Annotated in this window: 20 protein-coding genes; 4 read left to right on the top strand and 16 right to left on the bottom strand. The window is 61.9% G+C overall.

The window, feature by feature from the left end:
* Positions 1 to 153 precede the first annotated feature (153 nt).
* From ACODTY_RS09425 to ACODTY_RS09415, 3 genes are all read left to right on the top strand, one after another.
* Positions 154 to 381 carry a hypothetical protein gene (locus tag ACODTY_RS09425; protein WP_488994034.1) on the top strand — a complete coding sequence of 76 codons (228 nt, stop codon included), beginning with the start codon at positions 154 to 156 and terminating at the stop codon, positions 379 to 381.
* Between the two features lie 178 nt (positions 382 to 559).
* The gene (locus ACODTY_RS09420) at positions 560 to 1,261 is read left to right on the top strand and encodes an outer membrane protein (RefSeq protein WP_488994033.1); all 702 of its coding nucleotides are present in this window, start codon (positions 560 to 562) and stop codon (positions 1,259 to 1,261) included.
* A 222-nt stretch (positions 1,262 to 1,483) separates the two neighbouring features.
* Positions 1,484 to 1,699, top strand: a complete 216-nt coding sequence (locus ACODTY_RS09415; protein WP_488994032.1) for a hypothetical protein — start codon at positions 1,484 to 1,486, stop codon at positions 1,697 to 1,699.
* Positions 1,700 to 1,932: 233 nt separating this feature from the next.
* Here the strand turns inward: ACODTY_RS09415 and ACODTY_RS09410 are convergent, their stop codons facing one another.
* From ACODTY_RS09410 to ACODTY_RS09350, 13 genes are all read right to left on the bottom strand, one after another.
* A complete protein-coding gene (locus ACODTY_RS09410) occupies positions 1,933 to 2,427 on the bottom strand; it encodes a YciE/YciF ferroxidase family protein (protein ID WP_488994031.1) in 495 nt (164 codons plus the stop codon).
* Between the two features lie 323 nt (positions 2,428 to 2,750).
* Positions 2,751 to 4,250 carry an aldehyde dehydrogenase family protein gene (locus ACODTY_RS09405; RefSeq protein ID WP_488994030.1) on the bottom strand — a complete coding sequence of 500 codons (1,500 nt, stop codon included), beginning with the start codon at positions 4,248 to 4,250 and terminating at the stop codon, positions 2,751 to 2,753.
* 54 nt (positions 4,251 to 4,304) lie between these two features.
* Positions 4,305 to 5,903 carry a GMC family oxidoreductase gene (locus ACODTY_RS09400; RefSeq protein ID WP_488994029.1) on the bottom strand — a complete coding sequence of 533 codons (1,599 nt, stop codon included), beginning with the start codon at positions 5,901 to 5,903 and terminating at the stop codon, positions 4,305 to 4,307.
* A gap of 1 nt (position 5,904) precedes the next feature.
* Positions 5,905 to 6,705: an enoyl-CoA hydratase-related protein gene (locus ACODTY_RS09395; protein ID WP_488994028.1), complete on the bottom strand. Its 801-nt coding sequence runs from the start codon at positions 6,703 to 6,705 to the stop codon at positions 5,905 to 5,907.
* A complete protein-coding gene (locus tag ACODTY_RS09390; RefSeq protein ID WP_488994027.1) occupies positions 6,702 to 8,333 on the bottom strand; it encodes a GMC family oxidoreductase in 1,632 nt (543 codons plus the stop codon). Before ACODTY_RS09390 ends, ACODTY_RS09395 begins: the two co-directional genes overlap by 4 nt.
* Complete coding sequence (locus tag ACODTY_RS09385) at positions 8,330 to 8,761, bottom strand: MaoC family dehydratase (RefSeq protein ID WP_488994026.1); 432 nt, start codon at positions 8,759 to 8,761, stop codon at positions 8,330 to 8,332. The genes ACODTY_RS09390 and ACODTY_RS09385 overlap by 4 nt, the downstream gene beginning before the upstream one ends.
* A 13-nt stretch (positions 8,762 to 8,774) precedes the next feature.
* On the bottom strand, positions 8,775 to 9,737 hold the full coding sequence (locus ACODTY_RS09380; protein ID WP_488994025.1) for a dihydrodipicolinate synthase family protein: 963 nt from the start codon (positions 9,735 to 9,737) through the stop codon (positions 8,775 to 8,777).
* Positions 9,738 to 9,810: 73 nt separating this feature from the next.
* Positions 9,811 to 10,755, bottom strand: coding sequence for a substrate-binding domain-containing protein (locus tag ACODTY_RS09375; RefSeq protein ID WP_488994024.1), 945 nt, complete (start codon positions 10,753 to 10,755; stop codon positions 9,811 to 9,813).
* A 95-nt stretch (positions 10,756 to 10,850) separates the two neighbouring features.
* A complete protein-coding gene (locus tag ACODTY_RS09370; RefSeq protein ID WP_488994023.1) occupies positions 10,851 to 11,828 on the bottom strand; it encodes an ABC transporter permease in 978 nt (325 codons plus the stop codon).
* 2 nt (positions 11,829 to 11,830) lie between these two features.
* Positions 11,831 to 12,664 carry a Cof-type HAD-IIB family hydrolase gene (locus ACODTY_RS09365; protein WP_488994022.1) on the bottom strand — a complete coding sequence of 278 codons (834 nt, stop codon included), beginning with the start codon at positions 12,662 to 12,664 and terminating at the stop codon, positions 11,831 to 11,833.
* A 9-nt stretch (positions 12,665 to 12,673) separates the two neighbouring features.
* Positions 12,674 to 14,203 carry a sugar ABC transporter ATP-binding protein gene (locus ACODTY_RS09360; protein ID WP_488994021.1) on the bottom strand — a complete coding sequence of 510 codons (1,530 nt, stop codon included), beginning with the start codon at positions 14,201 to 14,203 and terminating at the stop codon, positions 12,674 to 12,676.
* 71 nt (positions 14,204 to 14,274) lie between these two features.
* Positions 14,275 to 15,108, bottom strand: coding sequence for a 3-ketoacyl-ACP reductase (locus tag ACODTY_RS09355; RefSeq protein ID WP_488994020.1), 834 nt, complete (start codon positions 15,106 to 15,108; stop codon positions 14,275 to 14,277).
* Positions 15,105 to 16,322, bottom strand: a complete 1,218-nt coding sequence (locus tag ACODTY_RS09350) for a CaiB/BaiF CoA transferase family protein (RefSeq protein WP_488994019.1) — start codon at positions 16,320 to 16,322, stop codon at positions 15,105 to 15,107. Before ACODTY_RS09350 ends, ACODTY_RS09355 begins: the two co-directional genes overlap by 4 nt.
* 147 nt (positions 16,323 to 16,469) lie before the next feature.
* On the opposite strand from ACODTY_RS09350, the gene ACODTY_RS09345 reads away from it, so the two are divergent.
* Positions 16,470 to 17,510, top strand: coding sequence for a LacI family DNA-binding transcriptional regulator (locus ACODTY_RS09345; RefSeq protein WP_488994018.1), 1,041 nt, complete (start codon positions 16,470 to 16,472; stop codon positions 17,508 to 17,510).
* A gap of 104 nt (positions 17,511 to 17,614) precedes the next feature.
* Here ACODTY_RS09345 and ACODTY_RS09340 read toward each other — a convergent pair whose 3' ends face one another.
* From ACODTY_RS09340 to ACODTY_RS09330, 3 genes are read right to left on the bottom strand one after another with little or no spacing between them, the layout of a single operon-like run.
* Positions 17,615 to 18,706, bottom strand: a complete 1,092-nt coding sequence (locus tag ACODTY_RS09340) for an ABC transporter ATP-binding protein (RefSeq protein ID WP_488994017.1) — start codon at positions 18,704 to 18,706, stop codon at positions 17,615 to 17,617.
* A 25-nt stretch (positions 18,707 to 18,731) separates the two neighbouring features.
* Complete coding sequence (locus tag ACODTY_RS09335; RefSeq protein ID WP_488994016.1) at positions 18,732 to 19,589, bottom strand: carbohydrate ABC transporter permease; 858 nt, start codon at positions 19,587 to 19,589, stop codon at positions 18,732 to 18,734.
* A complete protein-coding gene (locus ACODTY_RS09330; protein ID WP_488994015.1) occupies positions 19,586 to 20,464 on the bottom strand; it encodes a carbohydrate ABC transporter permease in 879 nt (292 codons plus the stop codon). The genes ACODTY_RS09335 and ACODTY_RS09330 overlap by 4 nt, the downstream gene beginning before the upstream one ends.
* Between the last annotated feature and the right edge of the window lie 54 nt (positions 20,465 to 20,518).

Below are 20,518 nucleotides of genomic sequence, written 5' to 3'. Positions count from 1 at the left end.
CTTCCCACAACGTTTCAACATCCCCCAAAAATAACTGGTGGGAAAATAATTCCACTTTTCGGCAAAAATCGACCGCGGCGGTCTTATGTCTGACACGCCAACACTATATGTATGGCCTGGGAGGTTATTGGGAGGTCGCTAAGGATAGACCCAATGCCGCACAACATCGACAGCTTCTATGCACAGATCGAAGAAGCCGCGAACCTCGCTCCCGTAATGCCAGCTAGTGAGCTCGTCTCACTGACCCGCAAGGCGATTTTGCGCCTCGACTACAAGGACGTCTCGGTCCGGGGATCGCGCGTTAGCCGCGCCCTCCAGGTCATCAAGGCGGAACTCGGCAAACGCGGGCACCAGGTCGGACCTGCGGCAATCTACGGCTGAGGCGTGGCGCTCGCCGCCTGACTACATTCGCAGTCTGGACGGCCGGCCTGTACTTGGCTGTGACCTACTTGGCTGTGACCTGTGCCTTTTCTGCTACAGCCCAAAGTGTGAAACTCCGTTACCAAAAGCACACATTTTCTGTTACCAGACGAACACAAATTTGATTGAGGGGGTTTTCATGCGGATTGCCATTGCGCTTGCAGTTATTCTTGGGGCAACGGGCGCGGCACTCGCAGCCGATCCCGCAGCGGAACTTCCCGTCGCTTCGACCTACAACTGGTCGGGAGCCTATGCCGGCCTTCATGCCGGTTACTCCTGGGGTGACGGCGACGGCGTCTACACGGCAGGCGGCGTCCGCATCGAAACGGCCAACCTGAATGCAGACGGTGTCATGCTTGGTGGCCAGGTCGGGTACAACTGGCAGTTTGGTTCCGTCGTCGCAGGTATCGAAGGCGACCTCGCCTTTTCCAACGCAGATGGCAACGACGATATTTTCGGTTTCCCCGGTGGCGTCGTGCCTATCGCAACCACCCAGTCTGAGATGGACTATCTCGGCAGCATCACCGGCCGTCTGGGCTATGCCGTCGACAACGCGCTGTTCTATGCCAAGGGCGGTGTCGGCTTCACGCGTCTCGGCATCACGGATATCGCGCTTGGCGGCTTCAACAACGCAACCGGCAAGGAGTCGGTAGCGGGTTGGACCTTGGGCGCTGGCGTCGAATACGCGCTCAACGACAAATGGACGGTCAAGGGCGAGTATCAGTTCTACCGGTTCTCTCCGAACCTGACATTGCTGAACCCCGGTGGTACCGAATTCAGAACTTATGACGACGATTTTGATGTCCACGCGCTCAAGATTGGCTTCAACTACAGGTTCTGATCTGCGTCGCAGACGAGATGCAAAGCCCCGCTCGCGCGGGGCTTTTTGTTGGCGGCATTTGGGAATCGGTTTCGGGATAGAGAAGCGCATGAAGCCAAGAAACTCAACCGTGCGCTGAGTTCGTAGAGTTCGCTGCAACCGCTCCTCATAGTCCTTATTGTGGAATTGAACCCGGCCGCCCAAAGCTAAAGAATTGCAGCCTTCAGCAACTCGGAGGCATTCATGCGCAAGGATCGGTTGCTTCAGATTTCATTCCTCGCAACGATGGCGCTTCTCGCCGCCGACAGCGCCTTTGCTCAGTACAACACCCCATGCACCGGTGACGGCAGACGACTATGCGGCACGCGTAACGCAGCTGTTGCCGAGCCCTGTCTCAGGCAGCACATGGACGAACTGTCGCCGGCCTGCAAAGCCTATCTGGCAAAGAAAAAGTCGTAGCCGCAACCGTTTTGCAAGGCCCGTTTTGCGGCTTTTCGAACCCTTTCCCGCGTCTGCACCGACAGGTCCCTTACCTTTCGGTAACCGAATCGCAGCAGCTTTCGTCCCGCGAAATGTATCGTGTTCGCAGCAACCGGTGGGCCTCCTATTGCACAAGCCCCCCGACGCCCGCCGGTTGCACTCGCGAACATCCGGTGCGTATCTCCCCAAAGGGCGAACCTGTATAGAGGGGCTTAGGCCGCCTTGGCCGCGGGCGACGTCCGATTGATCGACGTAACGGCCAGGTTCGTCAGCTTGTTGTTGGTCGCCTTTTCCTGGTCGAGAATTTCGCTGAGCAGCTTGTGGGCTTCATCATGCCCGAGATCCTTCGCCCATTCGCGAAGCGACCCGTAGCGCGAAATCTCGTAGTGCTCCACCGCCTGGCAGGCTGCCAGCAGACCCGCATTGAGCGCCGTTCCGGACGCCTCCTCCATAAGACCGTCGGCTTCCTTGATCAGCCCCTCGATGGCATCGCATTTTTCACCGGACGCCTTCTTGCCGATCGATTTGAACACTTGCTCCAGTTTCTTGATCTGGTCCTTGGTCTCGGCGAGATGATCTTCGGCCGCCTGCTTCAGCTTGGTGTCGGTCGCCGCCTTTGCCACCTTGGGCAACGCCTTGGTCATGGCGTTCTCGGCGTAATACACGTCCTTGAGGGTGTGCTCGAAGATTTCAGCCAGGGTTTTCATGAAATATCTCCTCGTGCCGGAATTGGCTGGAGAAGAAATGGACAGCCCTTTCATTGGTTCCGATGGAAGACATCACTTCCGTATTTGGAAGTGGATGCGCTCGGATAACCATCTGGACCAATGCCGGTCGACGAAGCGGTGCGGCAGCGGGTCGCCCGCCTGCCGTATCAGACAGGCATGTGGCTCAGTCATCCGCCAATTTCTTGCAGCCACCCTGTAACCCGAGAACACTGCCGCAGACGACACGGCAGGCTTCATCGACCGGGCGTCGCGCGGCCAGCGCGCCCCAGAGCGCACAACGCGATGCAGGTGTTGCAACGGTTTCACGAAACCCAGTGATCGCGGCCGCCAAGTGCGATGTGGATCGATTTGACTTCCATGTACTCCTCGACGCCGTACATGCCGGTGTCGCGGCCAATGCCTGACTGCTTGAAGCCACCGATCGGCATTTCGGGACCACCGGTAATCGTCGTGTTGATCCATGTGCGCCCGGCCTGGATGCGCCGGATGGTGCCAAGCGCCTTGTCCAGGTTGGAACTCCAGACGCTGGCGGCGAGGCCGTAGGCGTTGTCGTTGGCAAGCTCGATAGCCTGTTCCTGTGTCTCGAACGTAATCATCGCCAGCACCGGCCCGAAAATCTCCTCACGCGCCACCACCATGTCGTTGGTGACATCGGCAAGCAGCGTCGGATGGATGAAGCGACCGGCCTTACTGGCCACCGACTCGCCGCCGCAGGCAAGACGCGCGCCTTCCTCGCCCCCTTTGCGGATATAGCCGAGGATCTTGTCGTTGTGGGCGGCAGACACAATGGCGCCAAGTTGCGTACGAGGGTCGAGCGGATCGCCGATGCGCACCCGCGAGAATTTCTCGACCAGCAGCTTTTCGAACTCAGCGGCAACCGACTTCTCGACGATAAGCCTGCTGCCGCTGACGCAGCACTGGCCGGCGTTGTGGCAGATGCCGAACACGACGCCGTCGGCGGCGTCGTCCAGATTGGCGTCGGCGAAGACGACCTGCGGGCTCTTGCCGCCGAGTTCAAGCCCGACCTTCTTGAAGTTGCTAGCCGAAGCCAGCAACGCATGCCGGCCAACAGCGGTCGAGCCGGTGAAAGACACCTGGTCGATGCCCATGTGCTCGGTTATCGCCTGGCCGATCTCCTGCCCGGTGCCCGTGACGACGTTGAAGACGCCATCGGGAAGCCCCGCCTCGGTCAGGATTTCGGCCATGATCAGCGTGGTCGATGAGGTCATTTCCGATGGCTTGGCGACGATGGTGCAGCCTGCCGCCAGCATGAAGGGGATGCGCTCGGCCAGGATGAAGAAGGGGAAGTTCCAAGGCGTGATCAGGCCTACGACACCGACGGGCTCGCGGGTGACGATGCCGAACAGCTTGTCGCCGAGATTGTTGAAGCTGTCGCCGTGCAGGCATCGAGCCGCGCCGGCGCCGTATTCGTAGATGCCGGCCGCACCTTCGACCTCGGCGCGCGACTGCGAGATCGGTTTGCCGGTCTCAAGCGTCTCCCAATAGGCGAGCTCCTCGGCGCGGGCACGAATGCCAGCCGCCGCCTTGAGCAGCACGGTTGCCCGGTCCGCGCCGGAGATGCCGGACCAGACGCGGCTGTTGAAGGTCTTGCGCGCCACCGCAACCGCCTCGTCGAGGTCCTTGCGCGTGCACAGCGTGATGCGTGTTACCGGCACGTCGTGGCCGGGGCTGAGCCGCTCCATGGTCTGGCGGCTGCCGGTCGCGATCCAGCGGCCGCCGACATGAAAGCCGAATTCACGCGGCTCGGCCGGCAATGAAAGAGTGGGGCTTTTCGCGTCCATCGTATGTGCTCCTGGGCTTTGGGGCCGCTCAATCGGAACGGCTGGTTGTTGCAATTATAGGCCGGCCTTGACGAGGTCTGCGCCCTTTTCGGCCAGCGCCATGGTCGGGCCGTTGGTGTTGCCGCTGGGGAGTTTCGGCATGACCGAAGCATCGATAACGCGAAGCCGTTCGATGCCGCGCACCTTCAAGTTGGGATCGACGACAGCGGCTTCGTCCACGCCCATCTTGCAGGTGCCGACCGGGTGGTAATCGCAGCAGGCGTACTGGCGCGCATAGGCCATGATCTCCTCATCCGACTGGGCTCCGGGTCCCGGTAGCCGCTCCGTGTCGATGAGGTGGGAAATGGCGCTTTGCGACAGCACCTCGCGGATGATCCGAACCGACTTAACCGCCATGGCGCGGTCCTTCGCCTCGCCTAGGTAGTTCGGGTCGATCAGCGGCTCGTCGGCGGGAACGCCCGAGCGCAGGCGCACGGTTCCTCGGGCTTCAGGCCGAAGGAAGGTCGAATTGACGGTGAAGCCATGGCCGGGGATCGTGGTCTGGCCGCCGCGCACCACCGTGCCCGGCGCGACGTGGATCTGCAGGTCCGGTCGGGTCGCGCCATCGCTCTTGAAGAAGCCGCCGCCCTCGACAATGACCGAGGCGGCCGGCCCATTGCGATAGAGCAGCCACTGGAGGCCATGCGGGATCGAGCGCGGAAACTTGTCGTGGCCGTCGTAGCTGATGCGCTCCCTGGTCCCGACATGCACGTTGGTGCACAGATGATCCTGAAGGTTCCTGCCGACGCCCGCAAGATCATGTACCGGTTTGATGCCAAGCGCCTTCAACTCGTCGGCAGGCCCAATGCCGGACAGCATCAGCAGGCGCGGCGAGTTGATCGCGCCGCTCGCCACCAGCACCTCGCGCTCTGCTCGTTCAACGCGAAGCGTGCGACCCTCTGCAAGCTCCACGCCAACGGCACGCCCATCTTCGACAACAATGCGCACCACGCGTGCGCCTGTCGTCACCGTCAGGTTGCGGCGCGACTTCACCGGATGCAGGTAGGAGACGGCGGCTGAGCGGCGGCGGCCATGGCGGCAGGTCACCTGATAAAGTCCGGCGCCATAAGGTGTCTCGCCGTTGAAGTCGGCATTATAGGGCAGGCCATATTGCTGCACGGCGCGCACAAAGGCGCGACTGATCGGGTGCGGCGAAATCTGATCCGACACCCACAGCGGCCCGCCCTCGCCATGATAGCGGTCGGCCAGCCGGTCATTGTCCTCGGACTTGCGGAAATAAGGCAGGATGTCCTCGTAGCCCCAACCGGTGTTGCCGAGTTCGGCCCAGTGGTCGTAGTCCTCTTTCTGGCAGCGAATGTAGATCATGGCGTTGATCGAACTCGAGCCGCCAAGCGTCTTGCCCTGCGGATACCAGATCTCGCGATTGTCGAGGTTCTTCTGCGGCACGGTGTGGAAACGCCAGTTGACGCCTGGACCGAACAGCTTGCCGAGCCCGCCGGGGATGTGGATCATCGGATTCCAGTCGCGGCTGCCTGCTTCAAGCAAAAGGACGCGCACCGACGGATCCTCGCTCAGACGGTTGGCCAGCACGCAACCTGCCGAACCGGCCCCGACGATGATGTAGTCCCAGGCGCTTGTCTGCCGGCTTGCCATGTCAGCGTCCCTTGAAGTCGGGTTTGCGTTTCTCTGCAAAGGCGCGCAGCCCCTCGACGCGATCCTCGGTATCGAAGGCTTCCACGGTCAGGCGGTGCTCGAACTCCAGCCCCTCTTTGAGCGGGAGGTCGGCGGCGGCACGCACCGCGCGCTTGGCAAAAGGCGTGACGGCGACCGACATGGTGGCGATTTCGCCCGCGATTTCGAGCGCCCGGTCTATCAGGGCTTCGGGGGAAACCACCTCGCTGATCAACCCCTTGCGCTCGGCAAGGGTCGCATCGACCATCATCCCCGTCAGCACCATCTGCATGGCGAAGGATTGCCCGACGAGGCGCGGCAGGCGCTGCGTGCCGCCGTCGCCCGGAAACGAGCCGATGCGGATTTCGGGCGTGGCGAACTTGGCCGTATCGCTGGCAATGATGATGTCGCACAGCAGCGCCAGTTCCAGCCCGCCGCCCATCGCATAGCCGTTGACGGCGGCAATGAGCGGCTTCCTGAACGCTTCGATGCCCTTCCAGACCGATAGCCGTTCCGGGTCGGCGTAGGAAGCGACGCCGCGCGCCAGCATATCGCTGATATCCGCGCCCGCCGCGAAGGCTCGCCCTGCGCCGGTCAGCACCACGCAGCCAACGGATTGATCAGCTTCCGCCTCGAGCAGCCGGTCGAGAAGCTGGCCGAGCAATTCCTTCGACAGGGCGTTGAGTTTTTCCGGGCGGTTGAGCGTCAGCACGACGACGCCTGGACGAGGGCGCTCGGCGATGACCAGTTGCGACACCGGTGCGGGAGCCTTGGCAACCGTCATGCGGCCTGTCCTTTGCTTGTCTCGATCCGGTTGCCGCGCAGAAAATCAGAGGCCCGCTCGCCGATCATGATCGACGGCGCATTTGTATTGCCCGAGACAAGGCGCGGCATGATCGAGGAGTCGGCCACCATCAGGCCGTCGATACCATGAACCCTCAGTTGCGGATCGACAACCGCCATCTCGTCCAGCCCCATCTTGCAGGTGCCGACCGGATGATAGCCTGAGCGCGCTTCGCGCCTCACGTAAGCCTCGTAGCCGGCGCGCGTCGATATTTCTGGGCCGGGCATGAACCGGTTGGCGATGTACTTTGCCATTGTCGGTTGGGCCATGATCTCCTCGCCGATTTCCAGCGATTCCACAGTGCGGTCGAGATCATAGCGTTCGGCGAGAAAATTCGGATCGATGCTCGGTGCGACGCTGGGATCAGCGCTTTTCAAGGTCACCGACCCGCGTGAGCGCGGGTGCAGGAAATAGGCGTTCAGCGTGCAGCCATTGCCGGAGGAATGACCATCGGTCACCGCCTCGATACCTGTGCCGGCAAGGAAATGGAATTGCAGGTCTGGCTGGGCAAGCCGCTTGCTTGTAGCCCAGAATGCACCGCCTTCGACCACCGTTGCGCTGACCGGTCCGTTGCGGAAGGCGGCGTATTGAATGCCTGCCCAAAGCTGGCGGTGTGGCTTACGATAGGCGTCGTAGCTGGTAATGCCTTTCAAGTTATACATCAGGAAGACATCGAGATGGTCGTGCAGGTTCTGGCCGACACCGGGCAGATCGACCTTCACGTCGATGCCATGGCTGGCCAGGTGCGCCGCCGGCCCGATGCCGGAGAGCATGAGAAGCTTGGGCGAATTGATCGCGCCGGCTGTCACGATGACCTGGGCGTCGGCGTTCGCTTCGATCAGGCGGCCGTTTTCGCCATATTCGACGCCGACAGCGCGGCCGTTCCTCAAGACAATGCGGCGGACAAGCACGCCGGTGCGCACCGTCAGGTTCTTGCGGCTTCGTGCCTTGCCGAGATAGCCGACGGCGGCGCTGCAACGGCGGCCGTTACGGTTCGTCACCTGATAGAGGCCGCAGCCGCTTTGGGCGGCGCCGTTGAAATCGGCATTGTAGGGCATGCCGTATTCCTGGCAGGCCTGCACGAACACCTTGGAGAGAGGGTGCGTGTGGCGCTGGTCGGAAACGCCGAGCGGCCCGTCGGTTCCGTGATATGCGCCGGCCAGCCGCTCGTTGGCCTCCGAGCGTTTGAAATAGGGCAGCACCTCACGGTAGGACCAGCCGGGGCATCCCACGTCGACCCAGCCGTCATAGTCCTCGGCGCTGCCACGGATATAGACCTGCGCGTTGATGGAGCTGCCGCCGCCCAGCACGCGCGCCTGTGCATAGGCCGGCGTGATTCCTTCCTGGCGCTGTTGTGCGGCAAGCTCGAAGCCCCAGGTCAGCGGCCCCTTGGTGGTCTTGTAGTAGCAGACAGGCAAATGGATGTAGGGGCTGCGGTCGGCGGGGCCGGCTTCGAGCAGAAGCACGCGGCGCTCGGGGTCTTCGCTCAGCCGGCTGGCCAGCGCGCAACCGGCCGAGCCACCGCCGACAATGACATAGTCATAGGTGTTCGCTGCGGCTGGCGTCATGACACCCATTTCAGGATATGTTCGCCGACACAGACCAGGTCGCCGTCCTGGTTGGTGATGGTGATGCCCGAGCGTGTCCGCCGCCGTTCGGCATCCACTTCCTTGACGGCGTAGCGGAGCCTCAGCCGGTCGCCGATATAGACGGGCTTGATATAGCGTATGCCGTCATAGCCCAGCGAAACCGGCGTCTCGGTCGCCCGCACGTTCGGCACCCGCTCGACGATCTCGGTCGAGCAGGCCGACATATACGCGACCAACATCGCGCCGTGAGCGATGCGCCCCTTGTAGGTCGAACCGGCCATCTCGCCTTCATCGACATGGTTGGGCGAGTGGTCGCCACTGAGATCGGCAAAGGTATTGACGGCCTGCTCGGTGACCTCGCGATCGAGGCTGACTTCGTCGCCGACCTTGAGATAGAAATCAGCCATTCGATCCTCCCGATCAGGCTGCGTATCTGTAGACCGAGGCTGGCGTCAGGCCCGCTTGCGCGGCAAGCCGCCCGATCTTCTCGATCTCGGCTGCGGTAGGCTTCACCAGTGGCGGTCGCACATGGGCAGACTTCATCTTGCCGAGGATGACCAGCAGTTCCTTCATGCGGTTGTGCATGTCGACCAGTGGATGGTCGTAGAAGGCACGCACCGTCGGGTAGATGCGGTCGTTGATCGCCTTGGCCGCGTTGAGGTCGCCGGCCTGCACTGCACGGAAGAGCGCAACCTGCAGGTCGGCAATGACGCTGCCGGCGCCCGACAAAAGGCCATCGCAGCCGAGCGCCAGCGAGCCGAGCAGCCAGGAACTGTGCGTGGTGAGCGTCTTGACCGGGCGGTCCAGCGCCTTCAGTTCGCGGATCTGGCGTTCGTGCAGATTGCCGTCGCCGCACATGTCCTTGATCGCCTTGATCGTCGGGAAGCGTTGGCAGAGTTCAAGCAATGTCGGCAGCGGATAGGCGAGATTGGAGCCGAGCGGGAACTGGAACAGGATGATCGGCAGGCTTGAGGCGTCGGTGATGCGGCGCAGGTGCTCATAGATCATCTCGGGCCGCAGATGGCCGCCAAGCACCAGTACGTCCGGCGGAAACACCAGAAGTGCGTTGGCGCCTTCGCGTTCGGCGTCCGCAGCCATGCGGGCGGCTTCGAGGCTTGAATTGGTAAAGATGCCGACGACGGTCGGCACGCGTTCCTGCAGCACATCCTTGGTGGTGACGATCGCCTGGTGCTGTTCATCCAGCGTCAGCGCATGCACCTCGGCGGCGTGGCCGTTGATAGTGATTGCGGCAATCCCCTCGACCGAGGCCACGTCGGCAAGATGATCGCGGTAGGCGCGCTCGTCCACGGCAAGATCGGCGTCGAACGGCATCAATACTGCCGGGATCACGCCTTTCGGATCAAAATGCTTGGCCTGGGCCACGAGAGTTCTCCTTATAAAATGATCGAATGAAAACCGCGCGGCCAATGGGGCCGCGCGGCATGGTCGAGGTTGCTCAGAAGCCGGTGCCGAGCATTTCCTTGATGTTGGTCGCGTCGATCTGCTTGCCGGGAAGGATGACTTCGGCGTCGACCTTCTCACCCTTTGCGAGCTTGTAGGCGATCTCGATGCCTTCAGGCGCGACATAGGGGTAGGTGAAGGTGGCGGCGAGCTTGCCGGCGGCAATCGCTTCGAAAGCGTTGTTCTGGCCATCGACGCCGACAACCTTCACTTCGCCGAGGCGGTTGGCGGCCTCGAGCGCCTGGATGGCGCCCAGCGCCATCTCGTCATTGTGTGCATAGACGGCCTGGATTTCGCCGGGGCCAAAGCGCTGCAACTGGTCTTCCATGAACTTCACCGCATTCTCGCGCAGATAATCGCAGTTCTGGGAAGCGACGACTTCCAGCCCGGACCCTTCGATGCCCTTCATGAAGCCGTCATGACGGTCCACGGTCGCCGAAGCGCCGCCGGTGCCCTGCAGCTCGATAACCTTGCCCTTGTTGTCGAGCGCCTTGACCAGGAACTTGCCTGCAGATTCGCCGATCGGCAGGTTGAGCGCGCCGACATGTACCGTTACCGGGACATTGACCTTGCGGTCCATGGTGACCACCTTGATGCCCGCGTCGAGGGCCTGCTGCACGACAGGCGTCAGGGCATCCGATGTCAGCGGGCTGATCATCAGCACCTTGACGCCGCGCGCGATCAGGCTCTCGACATCGGCAACCTGCTTGGCCGAGTCATTCTGGCCGTCGGTCACGACCAGCTCGACGTCCTTGTAGTGCTCTTCGGCGTACTTCTTGTTGCCTTCGACCATGGCCACGCGCCAAGGATGGTTGAGCGTGCCCTGGCTGAAGCCGATCAGGATCTTGTCGGCGGCGAACGACGCGCCCGACATGGCCACCATCGCAGCGGCTCCGGCAAGAGCGATACCGGCCTTCTTCAGGTTTTGTTTTAATGACATGGATAGTCCTCCCTTGGGTGTTGGCTCTGTTTCCAGCGTCTTCCGCACTGTCCTGCGGCGGTCTTCGCGAAGGCGAAGTTGGTGGGTCAAGGTGATCATTTGCGCTTGCGCTGCATCTCGTAGAGCACGGCTCCCACGATGATGGCTCCCTTGACGATCTGTTGCGTGAACGGCGAAATGCCGACCAGATTCATGATGTTGGCGAGCACGGCGAGGATTGCCGCGCCAATGATGGTGCCGAAGATGCCGCCCTCGCCACCGAACAGGCTGGTACCGCCGATGACGGTGATTGCGATGGCTTCAAGCTCGATGCCGGTGCCCGCAGTAGGCTCGCCGACGGTGAGACGGGACACGAAAATCAGCGCCGTCAGCGCGGCGAGAAAGCCGCTGATGACATAAACGTAGAAGTTGATGAGATTGACGCTGATGCCGGATAGATGGGCGGCTTCCTCGTTGGAACCGACGGCGTAGATCTGGCGTCCGAACGGGGTGTAGCGCAGCACGAAGATGGCGATGGCCGCCACGACGGCGAAGATCCAGACCGGCACCGGAATGCCCAGCATGGCGCCACGACCGAGCCAGGCGAAATTGGCCGCTGCGTCTTTCAGCCCGATGGGTTGGCCGTTGGCAAGCGTCAGCGCAAGGCCGCGCGCCATCACCATCATGCCAAGCGTCATGATGAAAGGCGGCACGCGCCCGATGGCAACGCCGATGCCGTTGATCGCGCCAAGGCCGGTGCCGATCAGCAGCGCAATGACGACTGCGAGCCAGGGCGACCAGCCGCCGCTGAGCAGGAGAGCCGTCGAAACCGCGCAGACGCCGAGGATCGACCCGACCGACAGGTCGATGCCCTTGGTCAGGATGACGAAGGTCATGCCGACGCTGACGATGCCGTAGAGTGCTACCTGACGGAAAACGTTCATCAGGTTGGCTGGGTTGAGGAAGGCCGGCGACAATAGCGCGGCGACCACGCAAAGGCCGAGGAATACCCACAGGAGCCCGGAGGCCTTGAAGATCGACGCCGAGAGTTTCTGCATGTTCGACCGCGATTCCATTGTGCTGATGTCGCTCATTGTCAGACCTCTGGAGAACAGGCGGCCGCCCGGTTGGCGGCGATGATTGTGTCTATGGCGAAGGCTGCGCCGGCATGGGCGTTCGACCAGGTGACCCAGTCTGCGGCGCGTTTCACGGCTTCCGAGCCGTTGCCCATGGCAATGCCGAAACCCGCCCAGCGGATCAGGTCGAGGTCGTTTTCCGAATCGCCGATTGCCGCGACGTTTTCCCGGTCGACGCCGAGGCGCTTGGTAAGAGCCGCGACCGCACCCTGCTTGGAAACGCCGCTAGACGTGATCTCGACCAGATGCCTGTCGGAGCGCACGAAATTGAAATCGCCGGCAAAATTGTCGGCCAGCTTCTCAAGTGCATCACCAGTGCCTGCGGTCTCGAGACAAAGCACCTTGAATATTGGCTGAGCCAGTTCATCGAGCGATGACGCCAGGACCGGATTGGTTTGAGTGGCATGTGCCTCTCGCTCGACAAGGTGGCCGTGCGACAGCGCGTGCCAATCCGTCTCCGTGAACCAGCAGGGATTGAGGCCGACAGCCTCGGCCTGCGAGATCAGTGCCTTGGTCCTGGCGAAGTTCATCGGCGCGCCGTGTTCCATCATCGCTTCGCCGGGCAGGATCGTGCCGGTCCAGGCGCCGTTGAGGCACACGCTCGGGCCTTTGAGGCCGAGCGAGGCGGCAATGCCGCGCAGCGCGTTTGGCGCACGCGCCGTCGCCGCGACCACCTGGACATCCGCCTCCACCGCCCGCGCAACGGCCTCGATCACTGCCGGCAGCAACCGATAGTCGTCGGTCAGCGTCGTGCGGTCGACGTCAAGGGCAATGAAGGAAATGGGCTGGCGCATCACTCCTCCTCAGTGAACCGTGGCGTGGTTCATGATTTCTTCCTCGGTCGCATCGGCCTTGGCGAGTTCGGCCGTGATGCGGCCCTCGCACATGACGAGGATGCGGTCGCACATGCCGATGACCTCCGGCAGGTCGGACGAGACCATGAGGATGGCGAGACCGCTGCGCTCGGTGAGATCGACCAGCAATTCATAGATTTCGCGCTTTGCTCCGACATCGACACCGCGCGTTGGTTCATCGACCAGAAGCACGTCGCACTTGGCGTTGAGTTGCTTGGCGATGACGCATTTCTGCTGGTTGCCGCCGGACAGGTTGCCGACGCGTGCATCGACGTTAGGCGTCTTGACCCGCAGCTTGGCGGCAAAATCCTGGGCCGTCTTGCGCTCATGGGAGAGGTTCAGCCAGAAGCCGCTCAGCACGTCGCGCAGGCGCGAGATGGTTATGTTGAAGCTCACCGACTGCGAGAGGAACAGGCCGTCCGTCTTGCGGTCTTCCGGTGCAAAGCCGATGCCGAGCGCAATCGCCTTGCGCGGGGTGTCGATAGTCAGCGCCTTGCCGCGCAATTCGATGCGGCCGCTGTCGATTGCGTCGGCGCCGATGATGGCGCGCAGCAGTTCGGAGCGCCCGGCTCCGGCGAGGCCGCAGATGCCGACGATCTCGCCGCCGCGCAGGTTCAGCGAAATATCCTTCAACACCTTGCCGCGATTGATGCCGCTGATCTTCAGCACGTCACTGCCGAACTTGGGGTTGCGTGGGGGGAAGTAGTCGCCGATCGAGCGTCCGACCATTGAGCGGATTAGGTCGTCGGTCGTCATCTCGCGCGTTGGGGTGGAATTCACCACCTTGCCGTCCCTAAGCACGGTGACCGTCTGGCTGATGTCGAACACCTCTTTCAGCCGGTGCGAAATGTAGATGAAGGACACGCCTTCCTTCTGCAGGCTGCGGATGGTGGAAAAAAGCTTCTGCAATTCGTTGTCGCCGAGAACTGCCGAAGGTTCGTCAAGCACGATCAGCCGGGCATTGCGCGAAAGCGCACGCGCGATCTCGACCATCTGCCTCTGGGCTACGCTGAGGCGATCGATGCGCGCCAGCGGGTCGACCGAAAAGCCGAGGCGATCCATGTAGCGCTTGGCCTCTGCCGCCGCCTTCTTCCAGTCGACGAGCCCCAGGCGGGTTCGGGGCAAGCGGTGCAGGAAGATGTTTTCCGCAACCGTCAGATGCGGCGCCTGTGCGAATTCCTGGTAGATGACCGCGATGCCAAGGCCGATCATTTGCGAAGGGGTGGGAAAGGCGACCGCCTTGCCGTCGAAGGTGATCACGCCCTGGTCGGCCTGATAGGCGCCGGACAGGATTTTCATCAGCGTGGACTTGCCGGCGCCGTTCTCGCCCACCAGCGCATGCACTTCGCCGCGCCGCACCGAGAAACTGACGCCATCCAGCGCCCGCACGCCCGGGAATGACTTGGCGATGCCGGCCATCTGCAGGATCATCGTCGGATCGAAGGTGTGGGACCCCTTCGAGATTGCTTCCAGAAGCATGAATTCCGATCCTCTTTCATTAAGTTGAGAAATCGTTTTCTCAACCAGTGCGCGAAATGCCCTTCAAGCGGTCAAAGCTGATGGATCTGCATCCCTCCGCCAATGTTGTAGATATCGCCGGTGCTGAACGGCATCGCGCCCGTCGCAAGCGTGGCTATGCCGCGGGCGATGTCTTCCGGCTCACCCCAACGGCGCATGGGGCAGATGTCGCCCGCCGCCACCAGCGGCGAATAGCGCTCGTAAACATCTGCCGTCATGCTGGTGCGGATCAGGCCGGGACGAATTTCGTGGACCCGAATACCTTCGGCGGCGAGCCGCAATGCAAACTGCTGCGAAGCCATCGAAAGTCCGGCCTTTGACACGCAGTAGGGCCCCTTTTCCGGCGAAACGAGGCCTGCATTGGCGGAGGTAATGGTGATGATGGAGCGTTCGGCAACCGGCGCAGTCTGCGCCACCATTCGGCGCGCCACGGCCTGTGTCAGGAAGAAGGTTCCGCGCAAATTGATGTTGATCAGGTGGTCGAACATCTCTTCCGACACATCGAGCAGATCGCCGCGCACCGGAACCTGGATGCCGGCATTGTTGACGAGGCAACTGATCGCACCGAGTTCCCCTTCAACCTGATCGAGCAGGGCCGAGTAGGAGCCGGTATCGGAGATATCGCACTGGCGAAAAAACGTCTTGCGCCCCGCCCGCTTGACCATTTCGACGGTTTCGCGGCCATTGTCGTCATCGACAATGTCGACGACGGCCACGTCGAAGCCATTGGCGGCCAGTTCGCGACAGATCGCCCGGCCAATGCCGCGGCGCCCGCCCGTAACAAGGGCGACGCCACGTTCGCCCAGACCTGCGTCTGAAGGCAGCGCCTTTTCGCTTGCGCGCGGAGGAGGCTCTCTCAAGGTCATGACGGCTCCGTCACTTTGGTCTGTTCGGCGCGCGAGGCAGTTACGGCACCCGCTTCGATGAGGCCTTCGGTTTCGGCGCTCGAGTAGCCGAGTTCGCCCATGATTTCGCGGGTATGCTCGCCGATCTCGAGTGCAAGAACCCGAACATCCGGCACCTGGCCGTCATAACGGTTGGGGTGGTTGACGAGATGGATGGTGCGGCCCCTCACGTCGATGCGCCGGAACACGTTCATATGAGCAAGCTGCGGGTCTGATAGAAGATCGTCGTAGTAGGCGATTGGCGCCCACCATATGCCGCGTTCGTCGAGCCGATGGGCGAGTTCGTCGGTTGTGAAGACCGCGGTTGCCCTGTCGAGCATGCGGGCATAGTCGTCGCGGTTCTTGTAACGGTCGACCGTCGCGGCAGCGCGCAGTTCGTCGCTGTCCACGGCTTCGGCCAGCACGCTTGCTTCGCAGAGCGAGATGACGACGTGGCCATCGCGCGTTGGATAGACACCGTAGGGAGCGGCGTGGAACCACGTCGCCAGATTGTGTTCGCGCTTCAAAACCTCGCGCGTCATCCCGCCGGCGAAATAGTTGACCAGCGCCTCGCCCTGCAGGTCTATCGCTGAGTTGATGAGGCTGGATTCGACGCGCGTTCCACGCCCTTCGCGCAACCGGCGTATCAAAGCGCCGAGGATGCCCATGGCCATCAGCGCACCGCCATGCTGGTCCACCACGGCAACGCCGACTGGCGTCGGCCCGTTTTCCGGCGTCCCGGTTGCACTGATCAGGCCCGAGCGCGCCTGGCATAGAATGTCCTGGCCGGGTTTTTGCGCCATCGGCCCGCTCGAGCCGTAGCCGCTGGCTGAAGCAAAGATCAGATCCGGGTTGATCTCACGCAGCGCCGCTTCATCGAAACCCAACCGCGAAAACACGCCGGGGCGGAAATTCTCAGACACGACATCGGCCGAAGCTATCAGCCGCCGGGCAACGGCCTTGCCTTCGGGGCTTTTGAGATCGATCGCGATGGAACGCTTGTTTCGGTTGGCGCAAAGATAAAAGCCGCTGACCCCTTCCACATAGACGTCCGCACCCGACCAATGGCGTTCGTAGGCGCCGGTGAGCGGCTCGACCTTGATGACATCCGCGCCCATGTCGGCCAGATACTGATCTGCGGCCGGACCCTGCAGAAAATGGCAAAAACTGACAACCTTGATGCCATTGAGCAGCATCCGCAATTCTCCTCCCGAGCAACTTGTTGAGAAAACGTTTTCACATCAAAACTTGCAAGTCAAGCGAGTTTTCGCTTCGATTGGCTATGTGCTTGTGCTAGATCAGGAAAAAATGATAAAACGTTTTCACAAACGGGAGAGCATTGCTTGGTAGATCGGGCACAGGGAGCGGACGGCGGTGGCGCCAAGCTGGTCGACGTCGCCCGTCTTGCCAATTGTTCGCTGGCAACTGCCTCGCGCGTGCTCAACGGAAATCCGCGTGTAGGCCAGGACGAACGCGAGCGGGTCATGCGCGCGGCGGCGGAGCTTGGCTATGTGCCGAACGGTTCAGCGCGGGCGCTGCGCTCCACACGCTCGCGGTTGGTGGGGGCGATCATCCCGACGTTGGATCATGCCATCTACGCCACCATGGTCGAGGGTCTGCAGGCGAGGTTGGCGGAGAACGGTGTCTCCGTCATCATCAGTACGTCGCACTATGACCTCGACCTGGAACTCGAGCAGGCACGCTTGCTTGTCGAGCGCGGTGCTGAATCGATCGTGCTGGTTGGTTCGACGCACAGTGCACAGACAATGGCCTTGCTCAACCAGAAGCGCGTCGACCACGTGTTTACCTATACCTCGGCTGCTGTCGAATCCGGCGCGGCCATTGGCTTCGACAATGAAAAGGCTGGAGCGGCGGCGGCCCGTTTCCTGCTGGATCTGGGCCACACCCGGCTCGGCATGATCGCAGGCATCACCACGAACAACGACCGCGCGAAGGGGCGCCTCGACGGTTTTCTGGCCGAAGTTGCAGCGCGGGGGCACGATCCCGAGGCCGTGCCGGTAGTCGAAGGTGCATATAAGGTCGAGAGCGGCAGGCAGGCGATGCGGTCGCTGATGGACATGCAGCACCGACCGACCGCCGTGTTTTGCGGCAGCGACATCCTTGCCACCGGGGCCATCAAATATTGCCACCAACAAGGCATCGTGGTGCCGAAGGACATGTCCATCGTCGGCTTCGATAATCTGGAGATTGCCGAACTCACCGCACCGGAACTGACCACGCTGGAGGTGCCGGCCCGCGAGATGGGCAGCCTTGCCGCAAACTATATCCTCGCTCCCGCCACCCAGAAGCGGCATCTGCGCCAGACGGAACTTCCGATCCGCATCATCGTGCGCGGCAGCACTGGAGCGGCACCCCGGGTTTAAGAGCAGGCGCAGGCTTTTTGGAAGCGCTTTAGAGACTGGACTGGGCCGACATCACCCTTGCCACGACACGCTCGCCAACAAGGGTCGTCCACGGCGGCGACCGCTCAAACCAAGCTTTGCTCTGTCGCACAGTCGAAATAGCGCAGTTGGCCGGGCTCTACAGTGAGATAGACCGGAGTGCCCGGCTTCAGCTCACGCTCCGCCTCGACGCGCGAAACCATGATGCGCGCCCCTTCGGCAATGACCTCGACCAGTTGCTCGGCACCAAGTTGCTCGGTCAGTTCGACCCGACCGTGCAGAGCGTTGTCAGTCTTGGAATCGTGCAAGCGGATATGCTCCGGCCGCAGGCCGACAATGACGTCGCGCCCATCGTGTCCGACCAGCCCGCGTGCGCTCTCATTTGGGACATGGATTGCCCCGCCCGGTGCGTGGATATGGTAGCCTGACCCGTTGCGTTTCACCTTGCCGTCGAGAAAATTCATCGCCGGAGAGCCGATGAAGCTCGCCACGAAGCGCGTGCTCGGGCGCGAATAGATTTCCCATGGCGTGCCGACCTGCTCGATGCGGCTGTTGTTCATCACAACGACACGATCGCCCAGCGTCATCGCCTCTACCTGGTCGTGCGTGACGTAAACGGCGGTGGTCTCGACGCGACGATGCAGGCGCTTCAGTTCAAGGCGCATGTGCGCGCGCAGCTTCGCGTCCAAATTAGACAGCGGTTCATCGAACAGGAAAACCTTGGCGTTGCGAACGATACAACGGCCGAGCGCAACCCGCTGCTGCTGGCCGCCGGACAATTCGCGCGGCTTTCGCTTGAGCAGGTCACGCAGGCCGAGGATGTCGACCGCGCGGTCGATCTCCGTCTTGATCGTGTCTTCGGGCACCTTGCGATTGCGCAGGCCGAAGGCCAGATTGTCGTAGACTGTCATGTGCTGGTAGAGCGCGTAGTTCTGGAACACCATCGCAATGTCGCGGTCGCGCGGCGGCAGGTCATTGACCGTCTGGTCGCCGATGGCGATGGTGCCGTCGGAAATGTCCTCGAGACCTGCGATCATGCGCAGCGTCGTGGATTTGCCGCAGCCGGACGGACCGACAAGCACGAGAAATTCCTTGTCGCGGATGGTCAGGTTGACGTTTTCGACGGCGTTGTAGCTACCGTAGCGCTTGCAGACGTCGCGCAAAACGACTTCAGCCATATCAAAACTCCGAATTGGGGCGCGTTCAGATGCGCAAGCCCTGGATCACGTATTTCTGGGCGAACAGCGTAATGATGACAGCCGGAATCATGGCCATCACCGCCATCGCGCTCATCAGGTTCCACTCGGTGCCGAGTTCGGTCACGAACTGCGCCATCGTCACGGTCAGCAACGGCGTACGGTTGCCGGTGAGGATGAGGGCGAACAGGAATTCATTCCATGTCCACAGCCAGGACAGGATGCCGAGCGCGGCGATTGCAGGACCTGCGGCAGGCAACGCCACTCGGCGGAAAGCGCCCCAGCGCGTGCAGCCGTCGATCATCGCGGCATATTCCATCGACGGATCGATTCCGTCGAAAAAGCCTTTCATGATCCACGAGAAGAAGCACACATGCACTGCGACGTGTGCCGCCAGGATGCCGAAGAAGGTGTCGTAGAGTCCAAGCGACTCGTTGACCACGTAGAGGGGTAGCACCCAGGAAATGTAGGGTACCGTTCGGAACACATAGATCGATGTGAACCAGGTTTTCGGCAGCCAGCCCTTGAAGCGTGACAGCATGTAGCCACTGGTCACGGTGACGCCGAGGGACAGGACCGTAGCTGCCGTCGCGACCAGGAACGAGTTGAAAAACGCTTCTATGACCACGCCGCGCTGGAAGACCTCGACATAGTTGGCCAGCGTGAACTCGGTGCCGCGATAGATGTAGTAGACACCCCAGCCCGGACGCAGCGATGTCACCACCAGGATGATGATCGGCGCCAGGAACAGGAGAAGTACTGCTGAGACAGCGAGCGTCATGAAAGCTGCGCGCGCACCGGGGCGCAGCATGTCGAACAGGCCGGTGCGTCGCGGCAAGGTGCTGCCAGAGGAAGCGAGGCTCATCGGGACACATCCATGAAACGGTTGATGAGTGCGTAGAGCGCCAGCCCTGCCACCATGATGATCAGCGTGCCTATGACGGCAGCCGCCGAGCCGCGGGCAAAATTCAGGTTCTGGAACGCTTCCATGAACACGTAGATGCTGAACACTTCGGTGGAGCGCGCCGGACCGCCGCCGGTCAGCAACCAGACCTGGTCGAAGGTGCGGAAGCAATCGATCGCCCGGATGACGACGCAGACGCCGATGACCGGTCGCAGCATCGGCACGGTGATATGCGTGAAGATGCGCCAGCGCCCCGCGGCGTCGAGTGCGGCCGCCTCGAACGGTTCCTTGGGAAGGCTCTTCAACCCTGCAAGCAACAACAGGGCAAACCACGGCGTCCAGATCCAGACATCGGTGAAGACGATGACGCCAAACGCATACCAGCGGTCGGCAAGCCAGGCCGGCTGGCCGAGCCCCAGCCAGCCGAGGAATGCGTTGACCACGCCGAACTGGTCGTTGAAGGTCCAGCGCATCATCGTCGAGGCAATGACGGGACCAATCATAAGCGGCAGCAGCACCACGGTCTGGACCAGACGCTGGGCGGCAAAACCGCGATGCAGAAGTAGCGCGACCGCCATGCCCAGTGCCAGCGACAGGCCGACCGAAGCGACGATGAGCAGGAACGTGTTGGGCAGTACCGTGAAGAGGAAATTGGTGTCGCTGAGCACATAACGATAGTGCTCGAGCCCGACCCAGGTCTTGTCCGGGTCGTAAAGAGACCAGCGGCGGAAACTTGCATCCGTGCCGATGAAGATCGGCACGACCTGGAACAGCAACAATACAAGCACGGACGGCAGGATCAGGCCGATCTGGAAAGAGAGCCGTTCGCCGATCAATCGGCTCCGGCGTCGCGCCGCGGGGATTGCTCCCCGCGACGCGCTTTGTTGATC

It is taken from the genome of Mesorhizobium sp. FG116, assembly GCF_057809835.1.
The sequence above is the reverse complement of the archived record's forward strand: the minus strand, read 5'-3'. Positions and strand labels throughout refer to the sequence as shown.

Bases quoted from the DNA above. Each gene is read 5' to 3' on its own strand.
- ACODTY_RS09425 (WP_488994034.1), top strand. From the start codon at position 154: ATGCCGCACAACATCGACAGCTTCTATGCACAGATCGAAGAAGCCGCG.
- ACODTY_RS09420 (WP_488994033.1), top strand. From the start codon at position 560: ATGCGGATTGCCATTGCGCTTGCAGTTATTCTTGGGGCAACGGGCGCG.
- ACODTY_RS09415 (WP_488994032.1), top strand. From the start codon at position 1,484: ATGCGCAAGGATCGGTTGCTTCAGATTTCATTCCTCGCAACGATGGCG.
- ACODTY_RS09410 (WP_488994031.1), bottom strand. From the start codon at position 2,427: ATGAAAACCCTGGCTGAAATCTTCGAGCACACCCTCAAGGACGTGTAT.
- ACODTY_RS09405 (WP_488994030.1), bottom strand. From the start codon at position 4,250: ATGGACGCGAAAAGCCCCACTCTTTCATTGCCGGCCGAGCCGCGTGAA.
- ACODTY_RS09400 (WP_488994029.1), bottom strand. From the start codon at position 5,903: ATGGCAAGCCGGCAGACAAGCGCCTGGGACTACATCATCGTCGGGGCC.
- ACODTY_RS09395 (WP_488994028.1), bottom strand. From the start codon at position 6,705: ATGACGGTTGCCAAGGCTCCCGCACCGGTGTCGCAACTGGTCATCGCC.
- ACODTY_RS09390 (WP_488994027.1), bottom strand. From the start codon at position 8,333: ATGACGCCAGCCGCAGCGAACACCTATGACTATGTCATTGTCGGCGGT.
- ACODTY_RS09385 (WP_488994026.1), bottom strand. From the start codon at position 8,761: ATGGCTGATTTCTATCTCAAGGTCGGCGACGAAGTCAGCCTCGATCGC.
- ACODTY_RS09375 (WP_488994024.1), bottom strand. From the start codon at position 10,755: ATGTCATTAAAACAAAACCTGAAGAAGGCCGGTATCGCTCTTGCCGGA.
- ACODTY_RS09370 (WP_488994023.1), bottom strand. From the start codon at position 11,828: ATGAGCGACATCAGCACAATGGAATCGCGGTCGAACATGCAGAAACTC.
- ACODTY_RS09365 (WP_488994022.1), bottom strand. From the start codon at position 12,664: ATGCGCCAGCCCATTTCCTTCATTGCCCTTGACGTCGACCGCACGACG.
- ACODTY_RS09360 (WP_488994021.1), bottom strand. From the start codon at position 14,203: ATGCTTCTGGAAGCAATCTCGAAGGGGTCCCACACCTTCGATCCGACG.
- ACODTY_RS09355 (WP_488994020.1), bottom strand. From the start codon at position 15,108: ATGACCTTGAGAGAGCCTCCTCCGCGCGCAAGCGAAAAGGCGCTGCCT.
- ACODTY_RS09350 (WP_488994019.1), bottom strand. From the start codon at position 16,322: ATGCTGCTCAATGGCATCAAGGTTGTCAGTTTTTGCCATTTTCTGCAG.
- ACODTY_RS09340 (WP_488994017.1), bottom strand. From the start codon at position 18,706: ATGGCTGAAGTCGTTTTGCGCGACGTCTGCAAGCGCTACGGTAGCTAC.
- ACODTY_RS09335 (WP_488994016.1), bottom strand. From the start codon at position 19,589: ATGAGCCTCGCTTCCTCTGGCAGCACCTTGCCGCGACGCACCGGCCTG.